Raw genomic sequence first — 16,944 nt, 5'->3', positions numbered from 1 at the left:
GTATGAAGATCTATTCCTAAATAGGTCATGACGTCCTCCTTGTGTTTAGATTATTGGGGAATAACTAATCTACGGGAGGACGTCCTTTTTGGAAAGATCAAGGCGTTTTAAATCGGACGCCCCGAATGCTCGGGGCAGGCTGGACGGGGTGCGATGAAACTTGATTGCCAGGAATTAATTTCGCTACTTCAACTAAATCATAATCCCCGCGCCGTTTAAACGCTGGGTCGTTAGCTGTTAAACTCAAGTAAAATTAACAATGTCGATATTTGGAATAGGAATTGAAGTGTTTGTGATCAATATTTTGATTGCTATTCCTGTATTTTTCTTCTTTAGATGGTTGTTAAAAAAGACAAAGTTTTCAATCAAAAGCCGACAACTCTTATCTTCAATCGGTACAGTTATTATAACTCCTCTTATTTATGTTGGTTTAGTCTTATCCTTCATATTCCTTATCAGTTATTATCCAAGCAAAGAATTTGACCAACAAGAGTGGATGGATGAACCTTCCGAAAGATATGAGATGAGTGAAGATATTATTGAAAGTGAACTACTTATTGGGAAAACAAAAAAAGAAGTTGAAAAGATGTTAGGTCCAAGTAATGACATGGAAAAAGATAATTGGGCTTACATGCTTGGATTTGTTCCTGGCATTGCAAATATAGATCCAAGCGTTCTTTTAATATTTTTTGAAAATGGCAAAGTTGTAAAAGTTTCCCAGCACAAAACTTGAAGTTTACAGCTAACAAGCGCGTCAACGCGGACGTGCCTCGCCGTCAGCTGCCAGGTTTTAAATCATCAATTACTGTAGTACATTTATAAATAAATAAATAACGTTGGCCTGCACGCCGGTTACGCGCGGGGCCGTTAGGCGTATTAAATCTTCCCTTCTGCTATACTTTTTTGCTTTTAATTTCGTATTCTTATGTTAATAACTTTGTAAGAACATAAAACGATACGATTATGATTAAGAAACTTCAAAAAATTGGCAACAGTCGTGGTGTTTTGCTGGAAAAAGCCTTACTCAGACTTTTGAAAGTTGAAGATGACGACCAAGTAGAAATTATCCCACAAGATGAAGGACTTTTGATTAAAAAAGTTGATGCAAAATCTGCTTATCAGGAAGTCAGCAAAAAGCATCGAAAATCGTTAGATAAACTGGGTGAATAATGAAAGAGCCTTCCTTTGTAACTACGGAAGACATTTTATTCATCCATGAGCAAGAGATTCAAAAAGCAGGCGGCGCTCCAGGCATTCGAGAAGAACAAGACGTCCAAGCTTGTGCTGAGGCTCCAAAGGCGAGTTTCGATGGTGAGTACTTGAATGATTTATTTGAAATGGCTGCCAGCTACATCATCTGTTTAACAATCCGGCATCCATTCGTCGATGGAAATAAGCGTACGGCGTTGGCCTCCGCTCTGACCTTTTTGTATCTCAATGGATATGAAGTTGAAGAATCATATGATTTAGAACTTGCGGACTTGGTCTTGGACTTTTTGTCAAAAGATCTTTCCAAAGAAGATCTTGCTAAACATCTGAAAGAGAAAGCTATAGAAAAATAGAAATACGGCTAACCAGCGCATTAAGCGGACAGGCCTCGCCTGATCTTGCCCGCTTTCCTTTTTATGGTTAACCTTTCATTTGTAAACAATTTCAACAAGTTGGTGCTTGCACCTTATGCGCAATGTCGTTAGCCACATTAAAATGAAAACAGCGCTTCTTATAATTCTACTCTCTGTTTTGAATTTTAGTTTAACCTTTGCTCAATGTGGGGATGTAAGCTTTGCAAAGTTTCAGGGATTACATCAAACACTGCCCGATAATCTTTTTGATCATCTTGAAAAAGAACAAGCAAAAAAAGTTACTTGGTATTGGGATGAAAAAAATCAGAAAGATGGAGAGTTTAATATCTATCCATTTTATAGAGTTGGTCCTGATGAATACATAATTCATATATCAAAATATCCAAAATCAGAAGGCTATAATTATTTACTTCTGGCAGATACTAAGAGTAAAATAGCTATCAGAGATACAACTGGCCCGTTTCTTGATTCTTTTCCAGATAAAGTAGCTGTTGGAAATATTACCTCGCAAGAGGATCAGGAAATTCTTATCAAGCTTCGTTCTGAATTCGAAGAGCAACTTATTATTTACTCGCAGGCTTCTAATGATACATTGGCTTCCTTTCATAGCAATACTACTAATTTGATATTCGTCGAAGACATTGATTCGAATGGACAGTGTGAAGTTATTTTAAACCACGTAAGTATAGATGATGATTTACTACCAAATGTAGGGCTTGATAAAAACCCTTCCTTTGCCACGATTTACTCGTGGTCCGGAGAAACTTTCAAAGTAGCTAACCATGAATTTAAATCTTTTCTTAAAAATAGAATTCCTGGATATAAATCAGCTATAAGAGCGTTAGAAACAAGGTCTACAGACAGTATAAACATTAATTCTACGTTTGATGCGTCCTTGAAAGCTCAACTTGTTGATACATTAGAATCTTGGATACACGAAATAGAGAACTACTGACAAAAATATGGCTAACATGCGTTTTAAATCGAACGCCCCGAATGCTCGGGACAGGCAGGACGGAGTTCGAAGGAAACTTGATTGCTAGGAATTAATTTCGCTACTTCAAAAGAAAATCATAATCCCCGCGCCGTTTAAACGCTGGGCCGTTATACTGCTAATCAATATTTCAAACTGTAATGGCAGAAACAAACGTTACTGGAATTCTTTGGTGGAAGCCTAAACAATGGGAAAAGGCTAAACAGATTAGTTCTGACAGTCATGCTTTTGATGAAACCTATCAGGATTGGAAAAATGCTGCAGAAAGAGCACTCAAAAACTTCAATGATCTCGGATTTAAAGTGTATAAGATTGAAATAGATTTAGATGAGTTGGTTCAATGGGCTCAGAAGAAAAAAATACCTTTGGATTCGAAAGCTCGTTCTGAATTTGTTTACATGAAGGTTCAAAAACATCATAAGTCACAGTCAAATTAGCAGCAGTATAACAAAGCAAATTAAGTGGACGCGTTTGCGTTTAGTCGCTTATATTCAAAGACTTATCCGCGCCGTTTAAACGCTGGGTCGTTATACCAATTTTACAGTAGTTCTTGCCAATCTCTCTTGAAAATGATACTTTAGTATCACTATGAAAACAGAATTGGTCACAACACTTAAACGTCAAGCAACTAAACTTCTCAAAGAATTACACGAGGAAAAGGAACCTGTGCTAATTACTGAGCATGGAAAACCTTCAGCATATCTTGTTGATGTAGATCATTTTGAGCACATTCAAAAAAAATTATCTCTACTTGAAGGATTGGCTCGCGGTGAAAAAGCAATTCTTGAGGGCCGTATTGTACCCCATGCCGAGGCTAAGAAACGCATGGCAAGATGGCTCGAATAATTTGGACTGTACCGGCTCTCAATGAGTTAGACGAAATAGCTGACTACATTTCTTTAGATAATCCAACAGCTGCAAAGAAGTTAGTTCGATCTGCATTCGAAGAAATAGAGCGCTTGGCGCCTCATCCTAAAAGTGGTAAGCTTATTGAAGAGGTTGAGAACTCTATATATAGAGAAGTAGTTTTATCTCCTTGCCGGATATTTTATCGGCAGGAAAATGAGATTGTATATATCGTCCATGTAATCCGTGAAGAACAATTTCTGCATCTTGATATACTTAAATCGCGGTAGTAAAATTGGTATAATAAAGCGTTTTAAAGCGGACGCCCCGATTGCTCGGGACAGGGTTCGATGGAACTTGATTGCCATGAATTAATTTCGCTACTTCAACTAAATCTTAATCCCTGTGCCGTTTAAACGCTGGGTCGTTAGCTGTACTAATTACTAAACAAATACAGAAGGTGTTGATATGAAAAAAATACTTTATATCTCCGTTTTTGCCTCGTTCATTTTTCTTTCCTGTAATAGTAGTGTGGATTCACTTGGTGATGAAAACCTCAGCATTACAACAAAAGAATCGGCCGTAATTCTTACGAACAATTCGGATGAGGTTATCCATTACATCCTACTTGAATATGAAACATCCACACTGGTTGATTTAGATCCTAATGCTGAATGGCCTACTATTGAAGGAAATTCAAAAGTCTCTATTCCATATAGTGAGATAATGGGCTATCAAGAATCATCAGATGAAGCATTTATTATGTGGGGAATAGAAAAACGAAGTTCAGGAAATTCACTAAAATTCAAGCTGTAGCCGCACAGCTAACAAGCGCATTAACTGGGACGCGGACGTAGCTTCGGTTTACAGAATTGCTTGTTTTAAAATTATCACCGTTTATTAACTCATAATATAAGGGGGTGTATGGTTTGAGAATCAAGGGTGAAGCGGGAAAAGCCCACAAAAACGGGGATCATGTAGGCGTAGAGGGCGATATCGGGAAAAAAGGCAATTTGAGAAAAACTTCATAAACTTCGAGATTACTTCATGTTTTTGCGAGATGGTTTGAGAATTTTTACTATCCAATAAACACGGCATTAAACTACCTTCAGGCTCGCTTAAATCATAATTTAAAATACGTTGAAATGAAGTTTACTACGTTTGATTATCTCGAAGCCGTGCAATCTCTTGATCAATGTGCTCTATCATTAACTCGAGCATTAGACGCTTCACCTGGAGAGGTACGCCTGTCGTTTTTAGAAAATCTGAGAAACGCCTTACTTCTACAAGCAGATCATGTTCAGTCTCTGATAGATCGTCCTGATTGATATGTGCGAAAAAACCATTGCCCGGATCTGAGTGATCCATGCCCTTCTTCTCTTTGTTAGCATATTCGCCTTCGCCCTCTATATCTTCCTGAACCATATCTATCCTTGTAACCTGCGCGTGCGTAATATCTTTTATTAGCATTGGTTTTACGCCGGTGACTATCCATGTCGCGTTTATTCCCAATTCTACTAAACGTTTAATCAGCTTGAATCCAGGGTTTCTATCGCCTACTAAATATGGATTGAGTCCCTGCGGAGTCATATCCATAGCACGTGCCATTTCTGCCTGATTCCCCTCGAATAACAGTTCAGCGACTTGCTGGAGCCTATTTGAGATCTCTTTTCCCAATATAAATTTTTAGTAGAGTTATAAATTTTAAGTCTTGCAAGTATAAAACAAAAAGTTTATACTTAAAAAGTTTAATTAAAGATTACAACTGAATGTAACTAATGAAGGACTTAAAAGATAGGTACCACGAATTCAAAATTGCTTGTGAGATCCTGCAGACAAATGCGTCTCAGAAAGCCAAGGAGTGGGATGTTTCACCAACGGCAGTAATGTATGCAGCTAAGGGTGCCAATAGATCTCCCCGGTTGAGAAAGCTCATATCTCAAACCATTAAACAGGCCCAGGAAGTTGTCCCTTTCTCGTACCCAAGTAACGGACAGACTAACGGACAAGTTGAGAATTCTGAAAAACGCGAATCTGAAGCAGCTTAGGCGGATTATGGGAAAAATGAATTTTATACCGGTTTCAGAACTAACGGACAGAATACCCCTCTCTTCTGACGCTATATATAAGTACATAAAGCGGGAGAAAATTGCGGATCAATATTATAGATATGTGGATGGTTTAGGCCGCGGTGGCCGACAGCTTGAAGTGAATCCTTTAGGACTCCCGGAACCCCACCGATCTAATTATATCCGTGACCATTTTGAGGCTAACGATGATCTGTTGCAACAGCAGATGGATGCGGAGGCTTATGCCAAGGCTCCGGATTATGCGAAGGAGCATGCTAATCTCTGGCTGAACCTGATACAGCAGTTTGGAGAGCTGAAAGGTAAGGAGCTGAAAGGCGCGATCCGTGCCTGGAAGCAATCGCATCCGGAGGAGAAGGTTTCACTGAAAAGCTTTTACCGGTACAGGAAGGCGTATGAAGAGGAAGGCCTGACTGCGCTGATCCCTAATTATGGAAACCGGCGCGGGGATTCCAAGACTACCGATGAAGATTATGAATTGTTTGAAGCGCTCTATTTAAAGGAGAGCCGGCCCTCGGCTGAAAGCTGCTGGAATATTGTACGGGGCCAGGCATTTAAGGAAGGCCGGGATGTTTCGGACTTCCCGACAGCCCGAACCTTTTTACGCCGGCTGGAAAATGAGCACTCGGATAGTACGATCTATTTTGCGCGATATGGCGAGGAAGCCTGGAATAAAAAGTATGCCGATTATGTGGATCGCGATAAGTCGGATATTCCTGCCAATGCCTGGTGGGTTGGTGACCACCGAGTGATCGATCTCTTTGTTATTAACGAGGAAACCGGCAAGATCTTCCGTCCCTGGTGTACGGCCTGGATGGACTTCAAGACGAATAAGTTCATCAGCATATTTAACCATGAAGCTGATCCTAATTCTGATCACATCTTTCAGAGTTTTAAATGGGGTATTGAAAAATTTGGCCGACCCGGCGAAGGCATCTATATAGATAATGGTAAGGATTACCGATCGAAGGACTTTGCCGGTGGCAGAAAACACCAGGCGATTGATGATGAAGCCGAGGCCCGAACGCTGGTAAGTTTAATGGGTATTAAAGCGCAGTTTAGCCTTCCTTATAATGCCCAATCAAAGAATATTGAACGTGCCTTCAGGGGTTTCATTGAATACCTGGAAAAGCATCTCCCCGGGTACACTGGTTCTCACCCTAAAGACCGACCGGAATCCACGAAGGAGCTGGTTAAAAAAGGCGAGCTGATGACTTTTAAAAAGTTCGACCGGTTGTTTAACCAGTTTGTTTTTGAGGTACTGAATAAGAAAGCCAGCCAAGGCAAAGAGCTTCAGGGCCGGTCACCGGATGAAGCCTTCTATTCTGAGTATAAAAAGAAGATTGCTATCCGACCGGAAACCCTCCGAATGTTCTGCATGCGTACTTCCCGAGAGGCTACCATTATGCGTAACGGAGTAAAGGATGGAGATCTTGGAAAGTATTACTACGCCGAATGGATGATGGGCTTTAAAGGCACGAAAGTTTATCTCCGCAGAGATATCAAGGCCTACCAGGAAGCCTGGGTGTTTGCTTATGAAACCAATGAGTTCCTGGGCAAAGCTCAGCTGGCCGATACCATCTCCGGATTTGTAAGCAGCGATATCGAGAAAGCCAAACTTCGAGAGATCCAGAAGCGGAAGCGTAAAGAAGTGAAGATGCATAAGAAGCGCCTGGCCATGAATGCCCAGCCTTCTCCAGAAGAGATCCTGGATGCGCTGACCTACAATATTAAGGCCGAAGAAAAGCTTCGCCTGGAGAAAGGAGACTTTAACGAATACAGCGAAAAAGTGCCGGTAATTCAGATGGATACCACAAAGATGGATGAGGTGATCAAGAAGGACGAGAAAATGCAACGTACCGGCACCGACGACCTGAGTGATTTTGTACCGGATGATTCCGGATCTAAAAAATCCCTGAAGTCTATTTGGGATGAAGACTGATTTAACCCTTAACAAAACCGATGAGACGATGACTAACACCTATCATTTACAGCTAATTATTAAGGCGCTGAAAGAAGCGATCGAGAACGAAGATAAAGCCGAGATCTCAAGGCTTTACGATGAAGCGAAAACGATTGACCTGGACAAGGTTTCCTATTCCACTTTTGAGGAGTACGATGCCCTGGTGGATCAGGCGAATGACATTCTAATGCAGGAGGCGGCATGAGTAAAGCAGAAAAATATAGAAGCCCATACTCAAGTAAAGCAACTCCTGATGAAATTCAGGAAGAAAGATCGCAAAAAGAAAATACCGCTCAGGATTTGATCAATTTTGAGAAGCAGCTTTCCAAGTTCGAGAAGGATACGCTGACTACTTATATGGCGAGCCTGGCTGTGGACTGGAGCGAAGAGCAGCAGGATGCTTTTATAGCTGGCCTTTGCATGATCGAAGAAATGATAACCCCAAAAAATACAGAGACCGGCGCTTCAGATTCGACCCCTGGGCAACCGGCCTCTGCAACCGATGAGTTAACAAAGTAACCCACCTAATCATGAAAAAAGATAAAACAACCTACATCAACGAACAACGTGAGAATCTTAAACAGTATATAGATGCTCAAAACAGTGGTGATGATACCCGCAGCAGTATTAATGCGGTGAGCCGAAGCCTGGGCGTTTCCGGAGCGTTGCTGTCGCAGTTTATGAATGACAAATATCCCGGTGACAATGAGACCGTGGCCAAGAAGATCGAATCCTTTTTGCAGCGCCAGGTAGAGCGGGAGGATTATTCAGAGATCCTGATTGATACCCTGCCTACTAACAACTTTAAGCGGGTGTATAATGTAGCCCGAATATGCCATGTGGAAGGTGAAATGGGCGTGGTTACAGGGGATGCCGGATTAGGCAAGACCCGTGCCCTCCATCAATACAATGAGGACAATCCTGACGGGGTGATTCTTATAGAAGTCATTCCTGGAACAACCGCTAAAACGCTCATGACAAAGATCCACAAGGAGATCGGATTTGCAGGGAGCGGAACGCAAACGGCTATGTTTGAGGATGCCCGGGAGAAACTGCAAGGGACCGATCGGCTCTTAATTATAGACGAAGCGGAGCATCTCCCGACCTCAGCCCTGGAGCTAACCCGCCGGCTTCACGATATGACCGGCATCGGGATCCTGCTTTCAGGAATGCCGAAGCTGCTTCAGAACCTCAGAGGCTTGAAGTCAGATTTTCGACAGCTGTATTCCCGAATAGGAATTAAGGCAGAGCTATCAAATCTGAAAGAGGAAGATGTAAAGCTCCTGGTACAAGCTGCTATTCCCTCGAGTAACGGATTGTATAAGCATTTCTTTAAGCGAACGCAGAATGGCCGGTCGCTGAGTAAGCTCATGAAGCGGACGCTTCAGCTGGCTCAGAAGAACGATATCCCGAATAACCGGATCGGCGCTGAAGTGGTCGAGAAGGCTCAGCAATATGTAATTATTTAAGGAGGCTGAAATGAAAGTGATCTATAAATACAAAGTGCAGCCTTCAGTAATGATAAGAGAGGGCGCGGAGATCCTTAAGATCGCTTACCAAAATGGTGAGCTGTATTTGTGGGCTATGGTTGACTCGGAAGCCGATGAGGAGGAAAGAAATTTCTGCATAGTTGGTACCGGAAATAAGCTTAGTTCAAAAGCTAAAAATGGGACATACCTGGAGACTGTGTTTCAGCAAGGTTATGTCTGGCACATCTTTGAATATAATTGCAAACAGGAGACATCATGTTAGATCAATACATCATTATTACCCTGGTAGTTGGAATAATAATAGCGGCCATTTTAATGCTGGTCCGCGTGGTGTTTTACAGCCAAATAAAACGTGTGGCTGATGAGAAGAATGCCGAAATCATGAACTGGTTCTTGTACCAGGAAATGTGGGACGGAAATCCCAATACAATTCTTTATAGCTGGCGAAAAGTCCTTTATGAGCTGCGTAATACCCACGCCCCCAGGGTTCAGATCGAAGCTGCTGAACGGCAGCTTAAGTACTACGAACGGAAGATGACTAAATCTACCTGGCTGGTTAACAGCAAGGGACTGACTTCTAAAACCACGGTTGGAGGAGAATATGCCCATTAGAACCGAACCACTAACCGATACTTCGCCCTGCCCGGTCCCGGGCAGGTACGAAGGAACCCTGATGGCCAACGTGCCGGCGGGTTACCTGCTAACGATCCGCGATACCGACTGGATCAGAGACTGGCCTGATGTGAAAGACTGGATCGAGGACAATATCGAGTTGCTTAATCGAGAGCTGAAGGCAACCGTTGAACGCAAACTTAAACACATAGGACAATGAGTGTTGCAGAAAAATTAAAAGGAACCACCATCAAATATAAAGACAGTGCCTATTTCATTCAGGACTGCTATGTAGTTGATGCCAGGTTTATCTGCGAGACCAATAAAGGAACCCTTAAAATTGATAAATCCGAAATGAAAAGAATCCTTAAAGAGAAAAGCCCTGTGAAGGGAAATATTAGTGGCTCTCCCATTAAAACAGAAGATAAACCGTGCGATAAATACTATGTCACGAAGCAGTATGACAAGTTTATTTACAATCAAAAGAACCGAAGTGTTAATGATGCCCATGTTACCGCTTTGATCAGGAGTATTAAAAAGAATGATCTTCTTTTTGCTCAGCCCATTTTAGTTAATGATAAGTATGAAGTGATCGATGGCCAGCATCGTTTACGAGCAGCAATGAAATTAAGCCGGCCTATTTATTACATCATTAAGAAGGGCTTAACGATTGATGATGCCATCGCTTTGAACATCAACACGAAGAACTGGGGATATAAGGACTACCTGGATCACTGGATCGCGAAAGGCAAAGAGCAATATATCTACTTCCGTGAGTTCCTGGATAAATATAAGATGCCTTATACCATGTCTGCCGGGTTGCTTATGAAGGGCAAAACAGTGACCGGTGGTGGAAACTTTACGGATGAATTTAAGTCCGGAAAACTCCACCTGGAGCATCAAGAATTTGCAGAGAAAACCGGCAAACTCGTTCAAGACCTATCTGAATATGGAGACTTTACTACAGACCGAAGTTTCATCATTGCCCTGGTAGAAGGAATGGAATTCGCCGAGCTTTCACCAGAATTCATCATCAAAAAAGTATCGATGGCACCTGACAAATTTACCAAGTGCAGCGACAGTGAAAGCTACCTGCGCATGCTTGAGGATGTCATCAACTACCACTCCCGAACACGAATCAGATTATTCTAACCTAAAAATCAAAACCAATGCCTAAGACAAAAAAACGATTCAAACCTACAACCAAAATGGCCGCAGTCCGAAACCTGGATGAAGCCAACGACGCACTGTTAGAAATTGCTCGCCGGCGCATTGAGCTAAAGCGCATCGATGCTGACGCAGAAGATGCCATTAACGCCATAAAAGAGGAGGCCAACGAGAAAGCCGCTCCCATTCAAAAAGAGATCGATCACTTTGAAAAAGGTCTGGCAGCTTATGCCGAGATGAGCCGTGAGGAACTTTTTGCTGATAAGAAATCCAAAGAGCTGAATTTCGGAATAATAGGCTACCGAAAATCTACCCGGATCAGTATCAGCCGCAAGCATACGCTGGACTTGCTCAAGAAGCATGGCCTCACCGATGCTATCAAAGTTAAGGAGTCTCCAAACAAAGACGTGCTGGCTGATTACCCGGATGAAACCCTCAAGAAAGTAAAAGCCAAGCGGGTTTCTGACGACAAATTTTGGTACGAAGTTAAAGAAGAGGAAGTCACGCAGAAAGGCGCTTCAGGCCAGAAATAATTTGTACCCCATAACAATCCACTCATATAGCTGATCCGGGGGCTGATACCCTCCGGGTCTATTCAACCAAACCAAAAACCGATGAGTATAGATCTTCATGACTTAATTATGGATTACCGGAACCTGCTTGGGTTCCTTTACGGCTCGGATAACTGGAAGAAATTCCAGCAAGGCCGAGAGCAGCTTCATGCTGATTACCGGCATATTCTCCGGGCTATCATATTCGCTGAGCGCAAACCAACCTATGACCTACTGGCTAAGGCCGAGGGCATTGTGCTTTCCAAGCGACCAGCAAACCATGCGACCATCATTCATTCCCTCGATGTTTTCGAGAAGACCGTTGAAAAGAAATATTACGTCACGGTCAATCAAATCCGGGAATATTACGAGCGGATCCTGGAGGCGCAGCGCAAGCTGGATGAGATGGATCCTGGGGTGTTTCGAATAGATCGCGTGGAAGGCGTCGTTCAAATTCACCTTCACCTGCCCAGCGGTTCACCCAGTCGGAATTTCATGAAAGGTCTGCAGAAATTGATCAATAAAGAAAAGGAGGTTCAGCATGGCTAATCAAGCACAGAAAGCGAAGATTCATATCGCTAAAAAGGAATTGAAATTAACTGATATAGCCTATGAAGGTATGCTCGCAAAATATGGAGTAAGTACTTCCCGGGATCTCAGTTATTCTGAGGCTGAGGAGCTGCTATTGGATATGCAGGCTCAAGGATGGGAACCCAAAAGAAAGATGAACAAAGGAACGACCCGGCATGGCTGGGGCCGGCATAAATATGAATACCTCCGGCCACGTCCGGCCAACATGGCAGACCCTAAGCAGCTTCGAAAGATTGAAGCGATGTGGCGGGATATCGCTCGAAATAAGAGCGATGAAAGCCTGGAGCAGTTTGTTGAACGACAAACTCGCCCCATCAATCAGCCAGGATCCGGAGTGAAGAAATTAGTATGGCTGACGAAGGAACATGCCCGGGCAATTTTAACCGCATTAAAGGAGATGAAGTGACATGGATTTAAGCTGGATGCGAGAAATAGATAACGTAGAAAAGTACCTGGATAAAGATTTGAAGCTGGTGTATGAGAATTGTGGGATCGATACGGTGATCTCGCTGCTCTCCGGCGTTCCCTCTATTCATTTGTATGTAAGCAAGGCTTCATTGAACCGAGCCCAGGAAGCGTACATCATTGAGAATCATGAGATGGGGAATGCAAAGGACTTAGCCCTGAAGCTGGGCTGCAGTGAGATGCGGGTCTATCAAGTGATTAAGAAACACCTGCAGAGTAAAACTAAAAACACCGATCAGGCACAATTATTTGAGGATTGATTATGGAAGGAATTGAATTCGGCCCCATTCAAGCAAAGAGACTTCTCGAGGAGATTGTGGAGTGTAGAGAAAAGCCATTAATAGTTATACAGGTTGGCCGTCAAAACGGCAAAACCTTTGCTATGAAGCAAGCGATAAAAATGATGGAAGAACTGAATATGCCGGTGATTCCAAGTGAAAATATCAAACGCCCTAAAAATGAAATTCCACAACCATCTCCGCCCAGACCTTTTTATATCCCTAAACCAACAAGGAGTAACCGATGAGCAAACAACACACTATAAATCGCATTAATCAACTCGCTAACCAAAGCATGGGGATTGGTTTTACCTGCAAAACAGAAAAGGTTCCTATACCAATGGATGAAAAAGAAGTGTATGTAGTGAAGTTTGAAGACCAGGGACAGCTTCTTAAATCCTGGACTGTTGAAACTGGCACTGGCAAGGTGATTGGCGTGCAACCACAAGAGTGTTCTTTCTACCTGGGAGTTGAAGTAATTCGCAATTCACTGATCCGTGGTGGAAATATTGAATTTGTTGCCGCAGGAGTAACCACTAAAATCAGCCGAACGATCAAATATCCCATCGCGGAACTTACAAAAGAAAAATTCTCTGTCCCGGCTTCATGGAAGTATTAAGAAATTCGACCCCTAAATAATCACCATAAACCCACCTAATCATGAGTAACAACGAAAACAAAAAAGATGAATTCCTGAAGGCGGAGGCAACGATTCACTCCACCAAGCAACTTATGGAATCTCCGGAAGTTCAGGCGCTGGCAAAGCAAGTGATCGAAGAGCATAAGATGGAATTCGGTCCGGCCGAGATCGGCTACTTCCTGATCTATCCGAACCTCAGCAAAAAGCGAGTGGCCAAATGTATGAAAGCGAATCGTGAGGTAAAGCATTACTCCGGGAATGACTACCTGATCGAAGTGTCCGGAGAGATCTGGGATATGCTTGGGAACTTTGAAAAGAAGATGGTTCTGCTCCACGAATTACTTCGCATCGATCCCCAGTTCAGATCAAAGACCCAGGAATGGAAAATGAAACTGCGAAGCCCTGATTTTTCCGATTTCTATGCCACAAACGATAAATACGGTAATGAGTGGTATAAAACCATTCAGGCCACCGCTGCTTCCCTGTACGACCTCGACCCCCGTCAGGAATCCGAAGTGAAACTTTAACCCCTTTCCCTGGCCTTCGGGCCGGGGATCTACAACCGATGAGCTATGCATTATATTCAACACCAATACCAGGGCTTTAAAAGCAGCCGGTGGTATCAGCTGGACCACCAGCGATATATCAAGATCACCCTTTCTGTTACCAATCCGGATTATTGCCTTCAGCTGATCAAAGGCTATGGATTAAATGCCGCCGGCGATGCGCCCCGGGCGGAGAAGCTAAAGAAAATGGAATTCCGTGGCACGGTTAAGGCCATTGAGAAACTCTTTGAGCGCTACATCAAAGAATACGTAGCGAAGTCCCAAACCTTCCGTGAACAAATCGCACTCAGGCCAGAACCTGTAAAGCAGCTTGAACTTGCTTCAGGAGGTTTGAGATGAGTAAGCCAACCTTACAACCCTGCCCCGAATGCGGAGGTCAAGCAACAATTAGTCAACACGACAAGCGATTAGGCGGTGTATATCTCACGGCCTGCGAAAACTTCGACCCCGATAAAGACGATGGCTGCAGCATGATCGGTGCCGGCTGGACCGAAGAGGAAAGCATCCAGGATTGGAATGCTTTCGGTGAAACCCCTGAACCTGAATGGAAGCGGGAGTATCGTGAAGACCCTTTCCGCTCCCGTTATAATGCAATGGATTGAGTTATGAAGAAACAAAAGACTGATCGCGGATTCGATTTATACAAATTTGAAGATAGCTATGGAGCTAAATGTAGCATGCAAAAATCCTCAGCAGCTTTTGAGGATAAGGTCTGGTTGGGAGTAGATGATCCTGACCCAAAGATTCTGGCATCCCAAGCTTCGAAATTTGGCATTAAGACCACCAAGAGAAATGGTTGGGTAGAGTATCCTATTCCTAAAGAAGTTTCTATGATCACCAGAATGCATCTGAATAAGAAGCAGGTGAAAAGTTTGGTTTGGGTGTTGATAAAGTTCCTGATCACCGGGAGGATTTGATGCCTAAGAAAGAACGACCCCAATTAGATCTCTTCAAAACGAAAGCCACGGATCAGATTCAGAAGCGGTTTGCTTCGCTGATTCGCCTGGCTGAGCGTGGCGCTACCGAAGGTGAGAAAGCGGCCGCCCGTAAAGCGATGGAGCGACTTCAAATGAAGTACGACTTTGACTCCCTAAACCTGGACGAGCTGCTTCGATCGGAGTACTGCTTTACCTGGACTTCCAACATTGAGATCAAACTGTTCATCGTGCTTTGTAAGTATTTTCTGAACCGGGAAGATTTTATTGTTGAGAAGCGGAACTGGCGCGAGGAAAACGGCGAATTATACGAAGCCCGGGAGCTGGCCATTAAGCTTGATCAGATGGAATACATCACCATTGAATGTGCTTATGAATATTTCCGCCGGCACATGAATTCCGAATGGAAACGACTGATCATTCCGAAGCTAAACCGCTGCCGAAAAGCCCGAACCCGAAAGGCAAAAAAGGAAACGCTGGAGCCGCTCTTCTTTGAGCAGTACATCATCCGGAGCCAGCTGGTAAACCCGGAACATTTAACCGAACTGGATCCGGAAGAAATGAGTCAGCAGGAAATCGAAAACCGAGCGGCCATGACCGGCATGCAGGGCGGAGCGTTTAACCGGCAGGTTGGGACGGGGCTTTACCTTAACAGTTAATCCTATCTATTTGAGGCAAGTTTATGAACAATGTTCTTAATCATAATATCCTGAAGTAGATCCCATGTTTCTTTATCACAAAGATATATTGAAAGTCCTTTATTAATTAAACGATTAGCAATGGAAATGCACTTCTTACAACTTGCCTTCTTTTCATTGGAATGGAAGACAGAAGTATCCTTAGCTCTTTTATTACAAAGAATAATGCCTGAGTCTATATCATATTCTTTTTCTGAGTCACCATTATCAAAAGTATCATGCTCAAATCTTTTCAGATTTCCGATTTCGATTCTATCAAAGAGCTCAATATGGACTGCATTTTTGAAACGAGTGCCAGGTTGGTTTACATTTTCGATATCTACTAAGCGGGCTCTAACTGCTTTTCCGTCAGCTTCTTTTATGTGCAGTACTTCAGGATCAGTAGGGAAATCACTCATCGGTCTAAATTATTTAAGGTTGTAATCCGAACGTAGTTTAATATTAAGAGACAGGCAAATTTGAAAAAGATCCCCCTCGACATAGCAACCAAAATAGCCCGCCGACTTACGCAGCTGATGGCCCCGCATTGTTACCGGGTGGAAGTGGCCGGATCGGTCCGCCGGCAGAAAGCGGAGGTGAGCGATATTGAGATCGTGGCGCACCCGAAGAAGTATTGGGTGAAGGAAGATTTGCCCCAGAAGGATATCTTCGCTCCGAGTAAAACCCAAGTGCAGCACTCCGAGCTGGTAGATAAATGCCTGGCTGTCCTTCCAAATGTAGAATGGATTAAACCGGGATTTAAGGACACTTCAATGCTTATTGAAAAGTATGGTAAAGAGGTATTAACCGAAGTGCCGGAGCTGGGCCTGGGCTTAGATCGGGAAATCTCGAGAGAGAATAACTACGGCCTCGATCGTAAACACTGGAAAGGCCTGACCTGGTATAAAGATCTCCCGGTGAAGATCGATATCTTTCTGGCTGGCAGCGATAATTTCGGGGTGATCCATTTCATACGAACCGGCCCTAAGGATTTTAACGTGAAGATGATTGCTAAGCTGAAAAGCAACGGGTATAACTTTGAGGACGGCTACCTGGTACATCTTCCGGGAAGTCAGCCAGAAAAAGAAAACTACCTGGGAACCGACCGACGAGAGTTTTGCCACAGCGAGGATATGATTTTTGAAAAGGCTGGGATGGGTTATATTAAGCCATCAAACCGTAACTAAATTAATTAATGATGATTAAAAGGCAAATTATAAAAGAAGACTTTAGAGGATTCAAAATTTGGATCGAAGAACAACCAGACAAAGATAAAGAAACTTATAATATTGTAGCTTTCGCTGAGAAAGATCAAACCAAACTTCAGACAAATGCATGGGGTAGAATTGAGTATAAACAAAATATTCAACCATTAGATAAAGCCTGGAATCGAGAGAAAGCAAACATCTATGAACTTAAACTCGAGGCCGTTACGGATTTAATGGATAAAATAATTCAACATATATTAAATGAGCAATCAGTTTGATGTAACTGTTTTT

Annotated in this window: 32 protein-coding genes; 30 read left to right on the top strand and 2 right to left on the bottom strand. The window is 43.0% G+C overall.

The features are described from left to right. Nucleotides 1-259 precede the first annotated feature (259 nt). From B151_RS0111545 to B151_RS0111510, 8 genes are all read left to right on the top strand, one after another. Entirely contained in the window at nucleotides 260-733 is a 474-nt protein-coding gene (locus B151_RS0111545) for a hypothetical protein (protein WP_020403793.1), read from the top strand. Nucleotides 734-963: 230 nt separating this feature from the next. After that, a complete protein-coding gene (locus tag B151_RS0111540; protein WP_020403792.1) occupies nucleotides 964-1,170 on the top strand; it encodes a hypothetical protein in 207 nt (68 codons plus the stop codon). Next, entirely contained in the window at nucleotides 1,170-1,562 is a 393-nt protein-coding gene (locus B151_RS0111535; RefSeq protein WP_020403791.1) for a type II toxin-antitoxin system death-on-curing family toxin, read from the top strand. Before B151_RS0111540 ends, B151_RS0111535 begins: the two co-directional genes overlap by 1 nt. Nucleotides 1,563-1,704: 142 nt before the next feature. Then, entirely contained in the window at nucleotides 1,705-2,538 is an 834-nt protein-coding gene (locus tag B151_RS0111530; protein WP_157470947.1) for a hypothetical protein, read from the top strand. 179 nt (nucleotides 2,539-2,717) lie between these two features. Further along, a complete protein-coding gene (locus B151_RS18605) occupies nucleotides 2,718-3,014 on the top strand; it encodes a hypothetical protein (RefSeq protein WP_020403789.1) in 297 nt (98 codons plus the stop codon). Nucleotides 3,015-3,165: 151 nt separating this feature from the next. Next, complete coding sequence (locus tag B151_RS0111520; protein WP_020403788.1) at nucleotides 3,166-3,423, top strand: type II toxin-antitoxin system Phd/YefM family antitoxin; 258 nt, start codon at nucleotides 3,166-3,168, stop codon at nucleotides 3,421-3,423. Further along, on the top strand, nucleotides 3,411-3,713 hold the full coding sequence (locus B151_RS0111515) for a type II toxin-antitoxin system RelE/ParE family toxin (protein WP_020403787.1): 303 nt from the start codon (nucleotides 3,411-3,413) through the stop codon (nucleotides 3,711-3,713). Before B151_RS0111520 ends, B151_RS0111515 begins: the two co-directional genes overlap by 13 nt. Nucleotides 3,714-3,891: 178 nt before the next feature. Next, nucleotides 3,892-4,239, top strand: coding sequence for a hypothetical protein (locus B151_RS0111510; protein WP_020403786.1), 348 nt, complete (start codon nucleotides 3,892-3,894; stop codon nucleotides 4,237-4,239). A 339-nt stretch (nucleotides 4,240-4,578) separates the two neighbouring features. Here B151_RS0111510 and B151_RS0111505 read toward each other — a convergent pair whose 3' ends face one another. Continuing rightward, nucleotides 4,579-5,100, bottom strand: coding sequence for a helix-turn-helix domain-containing protein (locus tag B151_RS0111505; protein WP_020403784.1), 522 nt, complete (start codon nucleotides 5,098-5,100; stop codon nucleotides 4,579-4,581). A 101-nt stretch (nucleotides 5,101-5,201) separates the two neighbouring features. On the opposite strand from B151_RS0111505, the gene B151_RS0111500 reads away from it, so the two are divergent. The 20 genes from B151_RS0111500 (at nucleotide 5,202) to B151_RS0111405 (ending at nucleotide 15,427) form a co-directional block, all read left to right on the top strand. Further along, on the top strand, nucleotides 5,202-5,471 hold the full coding sequence (locus B151_RS0111500) for a hypothetical protein (protein ID WP_020403783.1): 270 nt from the start codon (nucleotides 5,202-5,204) through the stop codon (nucleotides 5,469-5,471). 7 nt (nucleotides 5,472-5,478) lie between these two features. Beyond that, complete coding sequence (locus B151_RS0111495; protein WP_020403782.1) at nucleotides 5,479-7,452, top strand: transposase domain-containing protein; 1,974 nt, start codon at nucleotides 5,479-5,481, stop codon at nucleotides 7,450-7,452. Then, nucleotides 7,442-7,678 carry a hypothetical protein gene (locus B151_RS0111490; RefSeq protein ID WP_020403781.1) on the top strand — a complete coding sequence of 79 codons (237 nt, stop codon included), beginning with the start codon at nucleotides 7,442-7,444 and terminating at the stop codon, nucleotides 7,676-7,678. The genes B151_RS0111495 and B151_RS0111490 overlap by 11 nt, the downstream gene beginning before the upstream one ends. Beyond that, complete coding sequence (locus B151_RS0111485; protein ID WP_020403780.1) at nucleotides 7,675-7,992, top strand: hypothetical protein; 318 nt, start codon at nucleotides 7,675-7,677, stop codon at nucleotides 7,990-7,992. Before B151_RS0111490 ends, B151_RS0111485 begins: the two co-directional genes overlap by 4 nt. An 11-nt stretch (nucleotides 7,993-8,003) precedes the next feature. Beyond that, nucleotides 8,004-8,942 carry an AAA family ATPase gene (locus B151_RS0111480; protein WP_020403779.1) on the top strand — a complete coding sequence of 313 codons (939 nt, stop codon included), beginning with the start codon at nucleotides 8,004-8,006 and terminating at the stop codon, nucleotides 8,940-8,942. A 10-nt stretch (nucleotides 8,943-8,952) separates the two neighbouring features. Beyond that, complete coding sequence (locus B151_RS0111475) at nucleotides 8,953-9,225, top strand: DUF7352 domain-containing protein (RefSeq protein WP_020403778.1); 273 nt, start codon at nucleotides 8,953-8,955, stop codon at nucleotides 9,223-9,225. Then, nucleotides 9,219-9,575 (top strand): hypothetical protein, encoded by a 357-nt coding sequence (locus tag B151_RS0111470; protein WP_020403777.1) that lies wholly within the window; start codon nucleotides 9,219-9,221, stop codon nucleotides 9,573-9,575. The genes B151_RS0111475 and B151_RS0111470 overlap by 7 nt, the downstream gene beginning before the upstream one ends. Further along, on the top strand, nucleotides 9,565-9,795 hold the full coding sequence (locus tag B151_RS0111465; RefSeq protein ID WP_020403776.1) for a hypothetical protein: 231 nt from the start codon (nucleotides 9,565-9,567) through the stop codon (nucleotides 9,793-9,795). The genes B151_RS0111470 and B151_RS0111465 overlap by 11 nt, the downstream gene beginning before the upstream one ends. After that, complete coding sequence (locus B151_RS0111460; RefSeq protein ID WP_020403775.1) at nucleotides 9,792-10,727, top strand: ParB/Srx family N-terminal domain-containing protein; 936 nt, start codon at nucleotides 9,792-9,794, stop codon at nucleotides 10,725-10,727. Before B151_RS0111465 ends, B151_RS0111460 begins: the two co-directional genes overlap by 4 nt. Before the next feature lie 17 nt (nucleotides 10,728-10,744). Further along, nucleotides 10,745-11,275, top strand: coding sequence for a host-nuclease inhibitor Gam family protein (locus B151_RS0111455; RefSeq protein ID WP_020403774.1), 531 nt, complete (start codon nucleotides 10,745-10,747; stop codon nucleotides 11,273-11,275). Nucleotides 11,276-11,356: 81 nt separating this feature from the next. Then, entirely contained in the window at nucleotides 11,357-11,842 is a 486-nt protein-coding gene (locus B151_RS0111450; protein ID WP_157470945.1) for a hypothetical protein, read from the top strand. Beyond that, nucleotides 11,835-12,290, top strand: a complete 456-nt coding sequence (locus tag B151_RS0111445; protein ID WP_020403772.1) for a regulatory protein GemA — start codon at nucleotides 11,835-11,837, stop codon at nucleotides 12,288-12,290. The genes B151_RS0111450 and B151_RS0111445 overlap by 8 nt, the downstream gene beginning before the upstream one ends. A 1-nt stretch (nucleotide 12,291) precedes the next feature. Beyond that, nucleotides 12,292-12,609 (top strand): hypothetical protein, encoded by a 318-nt coding sequence (locus B151_RS0111440; RefSeq protein ID WP_020403771.1) that lies wholly within the window; start codon nucleotides 12,292-12,294, stop codon nucleotides 12,607-12,609. A gap of 2 nt (nucleotides 12,610-12,611) precedes the next feature. Beyond that, a complete protein-coding gene (locus B151_RS0111435) occupies nucleotides 12,612-12,875 on the top strand; it encodes a hypothetical protein (RefSeq protein ID WP_020403770.1) in 264 nt (87 codons plus the stop codon). Continuing rightward, on the top strand, nucleotides 12,872-13,246 hold the full coding sequence (locus tag B151_RS0111430; RefSeq protein WP_020403769.1) for a hypothetical protein: 375 nt from the start codon (nucleotides 12,872-12,874) through the stop codon (nucleotides 13,244-13,246). Before B151_RS0111435 ends, B151_RS0111430 begins: the two co-directional genes overlap by 4 nt. 41 nt (nucleotides 13,247-13,287) lie before the next feature. Next, entirely contained in the window at nucleotides 13,288-13,794 is a 507-nt protein-coding gene (locus B151_RS0111425) for a putative metallopeptidase (RefSeq protein ID WP_020403768.1), read from the top strand. 45 nt (nucleotides 13,795-13,839) lie between these two features. Continuing rightward, on the top strand, nucleotides 13,840-14,172 hold the full coding sequence (locus tag B151_RS0111420; protein WP_020403767.1) for a hypothetical protein: 333 nt from the start codon (nucleotides 13,840-13,842) through the stop codon (nucleotides 14,170-14,172). Then, on the top strand, nucleotides 14,169-14,435 hold the full coding sequence (locus tag B151_RS0111415) for a hypothetical protein (protein ID WP_020403766.1): 267 nt from the start codon (nucleotides 14,169-14,171) through the stop codon (nucleotides 14,433-14,435). The genes B151_RS0111420 and B151_RS0111415 overlap by 4 nt, the downstream gene beginning before the upstream one ends. 3 nt (nucleotides 14,436-14,438) lie before the next feature. Next, nucleotides 14,439-14,750 carry a hypothetical protein gene (locus B151_RS0111410; RefSeq protein ID WP_020403765.1) on the top strand — a complete coding sequence of 104 codons (312 nt, stop codon included), beginning with the start codon at nucleotides 14,439-14,441 and terminating at the stop codon, nucleotides 14,748-14,750. Continuing rightward, nucleotides 14,750-15,427, top strand: a complete 678-nt coding sequence (locus tag B151_RS0111405; protein ID WP_020403764.1) for a hypothetical protein — start codon at nucleotides 14,750-14,752, stop codon at nucleotides 15,425-15,427. Before B151_RS0111410 ends, B151_RS0111405 begins: the two co-directional genes overlap by 1 nt. A gap of 2 nt (nucleotides 15,428-15,429) precedes the next feature. On the opposite strand, the gene B151_RS0111400 is transcribed toward B151_RS0111405, so the two are convergent. Then, the gene (locus B151_RS0111400; protein ID WP_020403763.1) at nucleotides 15,430-15,864 is read right to left on the bottom strand and encodes a hypothetical protein; all 435 of its coding nucleotides are present in this window, start codon (nucleotides 15,862-15,864) and stop codon (nucleotides 15,430-15,432) included. 60 nt (nucleotides 15,865-15,924) lie between these two features. Between B151_RS0111400 and B151_RS0111395 the strand changes: the two genes are divergently transcribed. Together B151_RS0111395 and B151_RS0111390 are read left to right on the top strand one after the other, a co-directional pair. Next, nucleotides 15,925-16,632, top strand: coding sequence for a nucleotidyltransferase family protein (locus B151_RS0111395; RefSeq protein WP_157470943.1), 708 nt, complete (start codon nucleotides 15,925-15,927; stop codon nucleotides 16,630-16,632). Nucleotides 16,633-16,640: 8 nt separating this feature from the next. Next, nucleotides 16,641-16,931 carry a hypothetical protein gene (locus B151_RS0111390; protein ID WP_020403761.1) on the top strand — a complete coding sequence of 97 codons (291 nt, stop codon included), beginning with the start codon at nucleotides 16,641-16,643 and terminating at the stop codon, nucleotides 16,929-16,931. Nucleotides 16,932-16,944: the final 13 nt, after the last annotated feature.

It is taken from the genome of Gracilimonas tropica DSM 19535 (assembly GCF_000375425.1).
GTDB classification, from domain to species: Bacteria; Bacteroidota; Rhodothermia; order Balneolales; family Balneolaceae; genus Gracilimonas; species Gracilimonas tropica.
The sequence above is the reverse complement of the archived record's forward strand: the minus strand, read 5'-3'. Positions and strand labels throughout refer to the sequence as shown.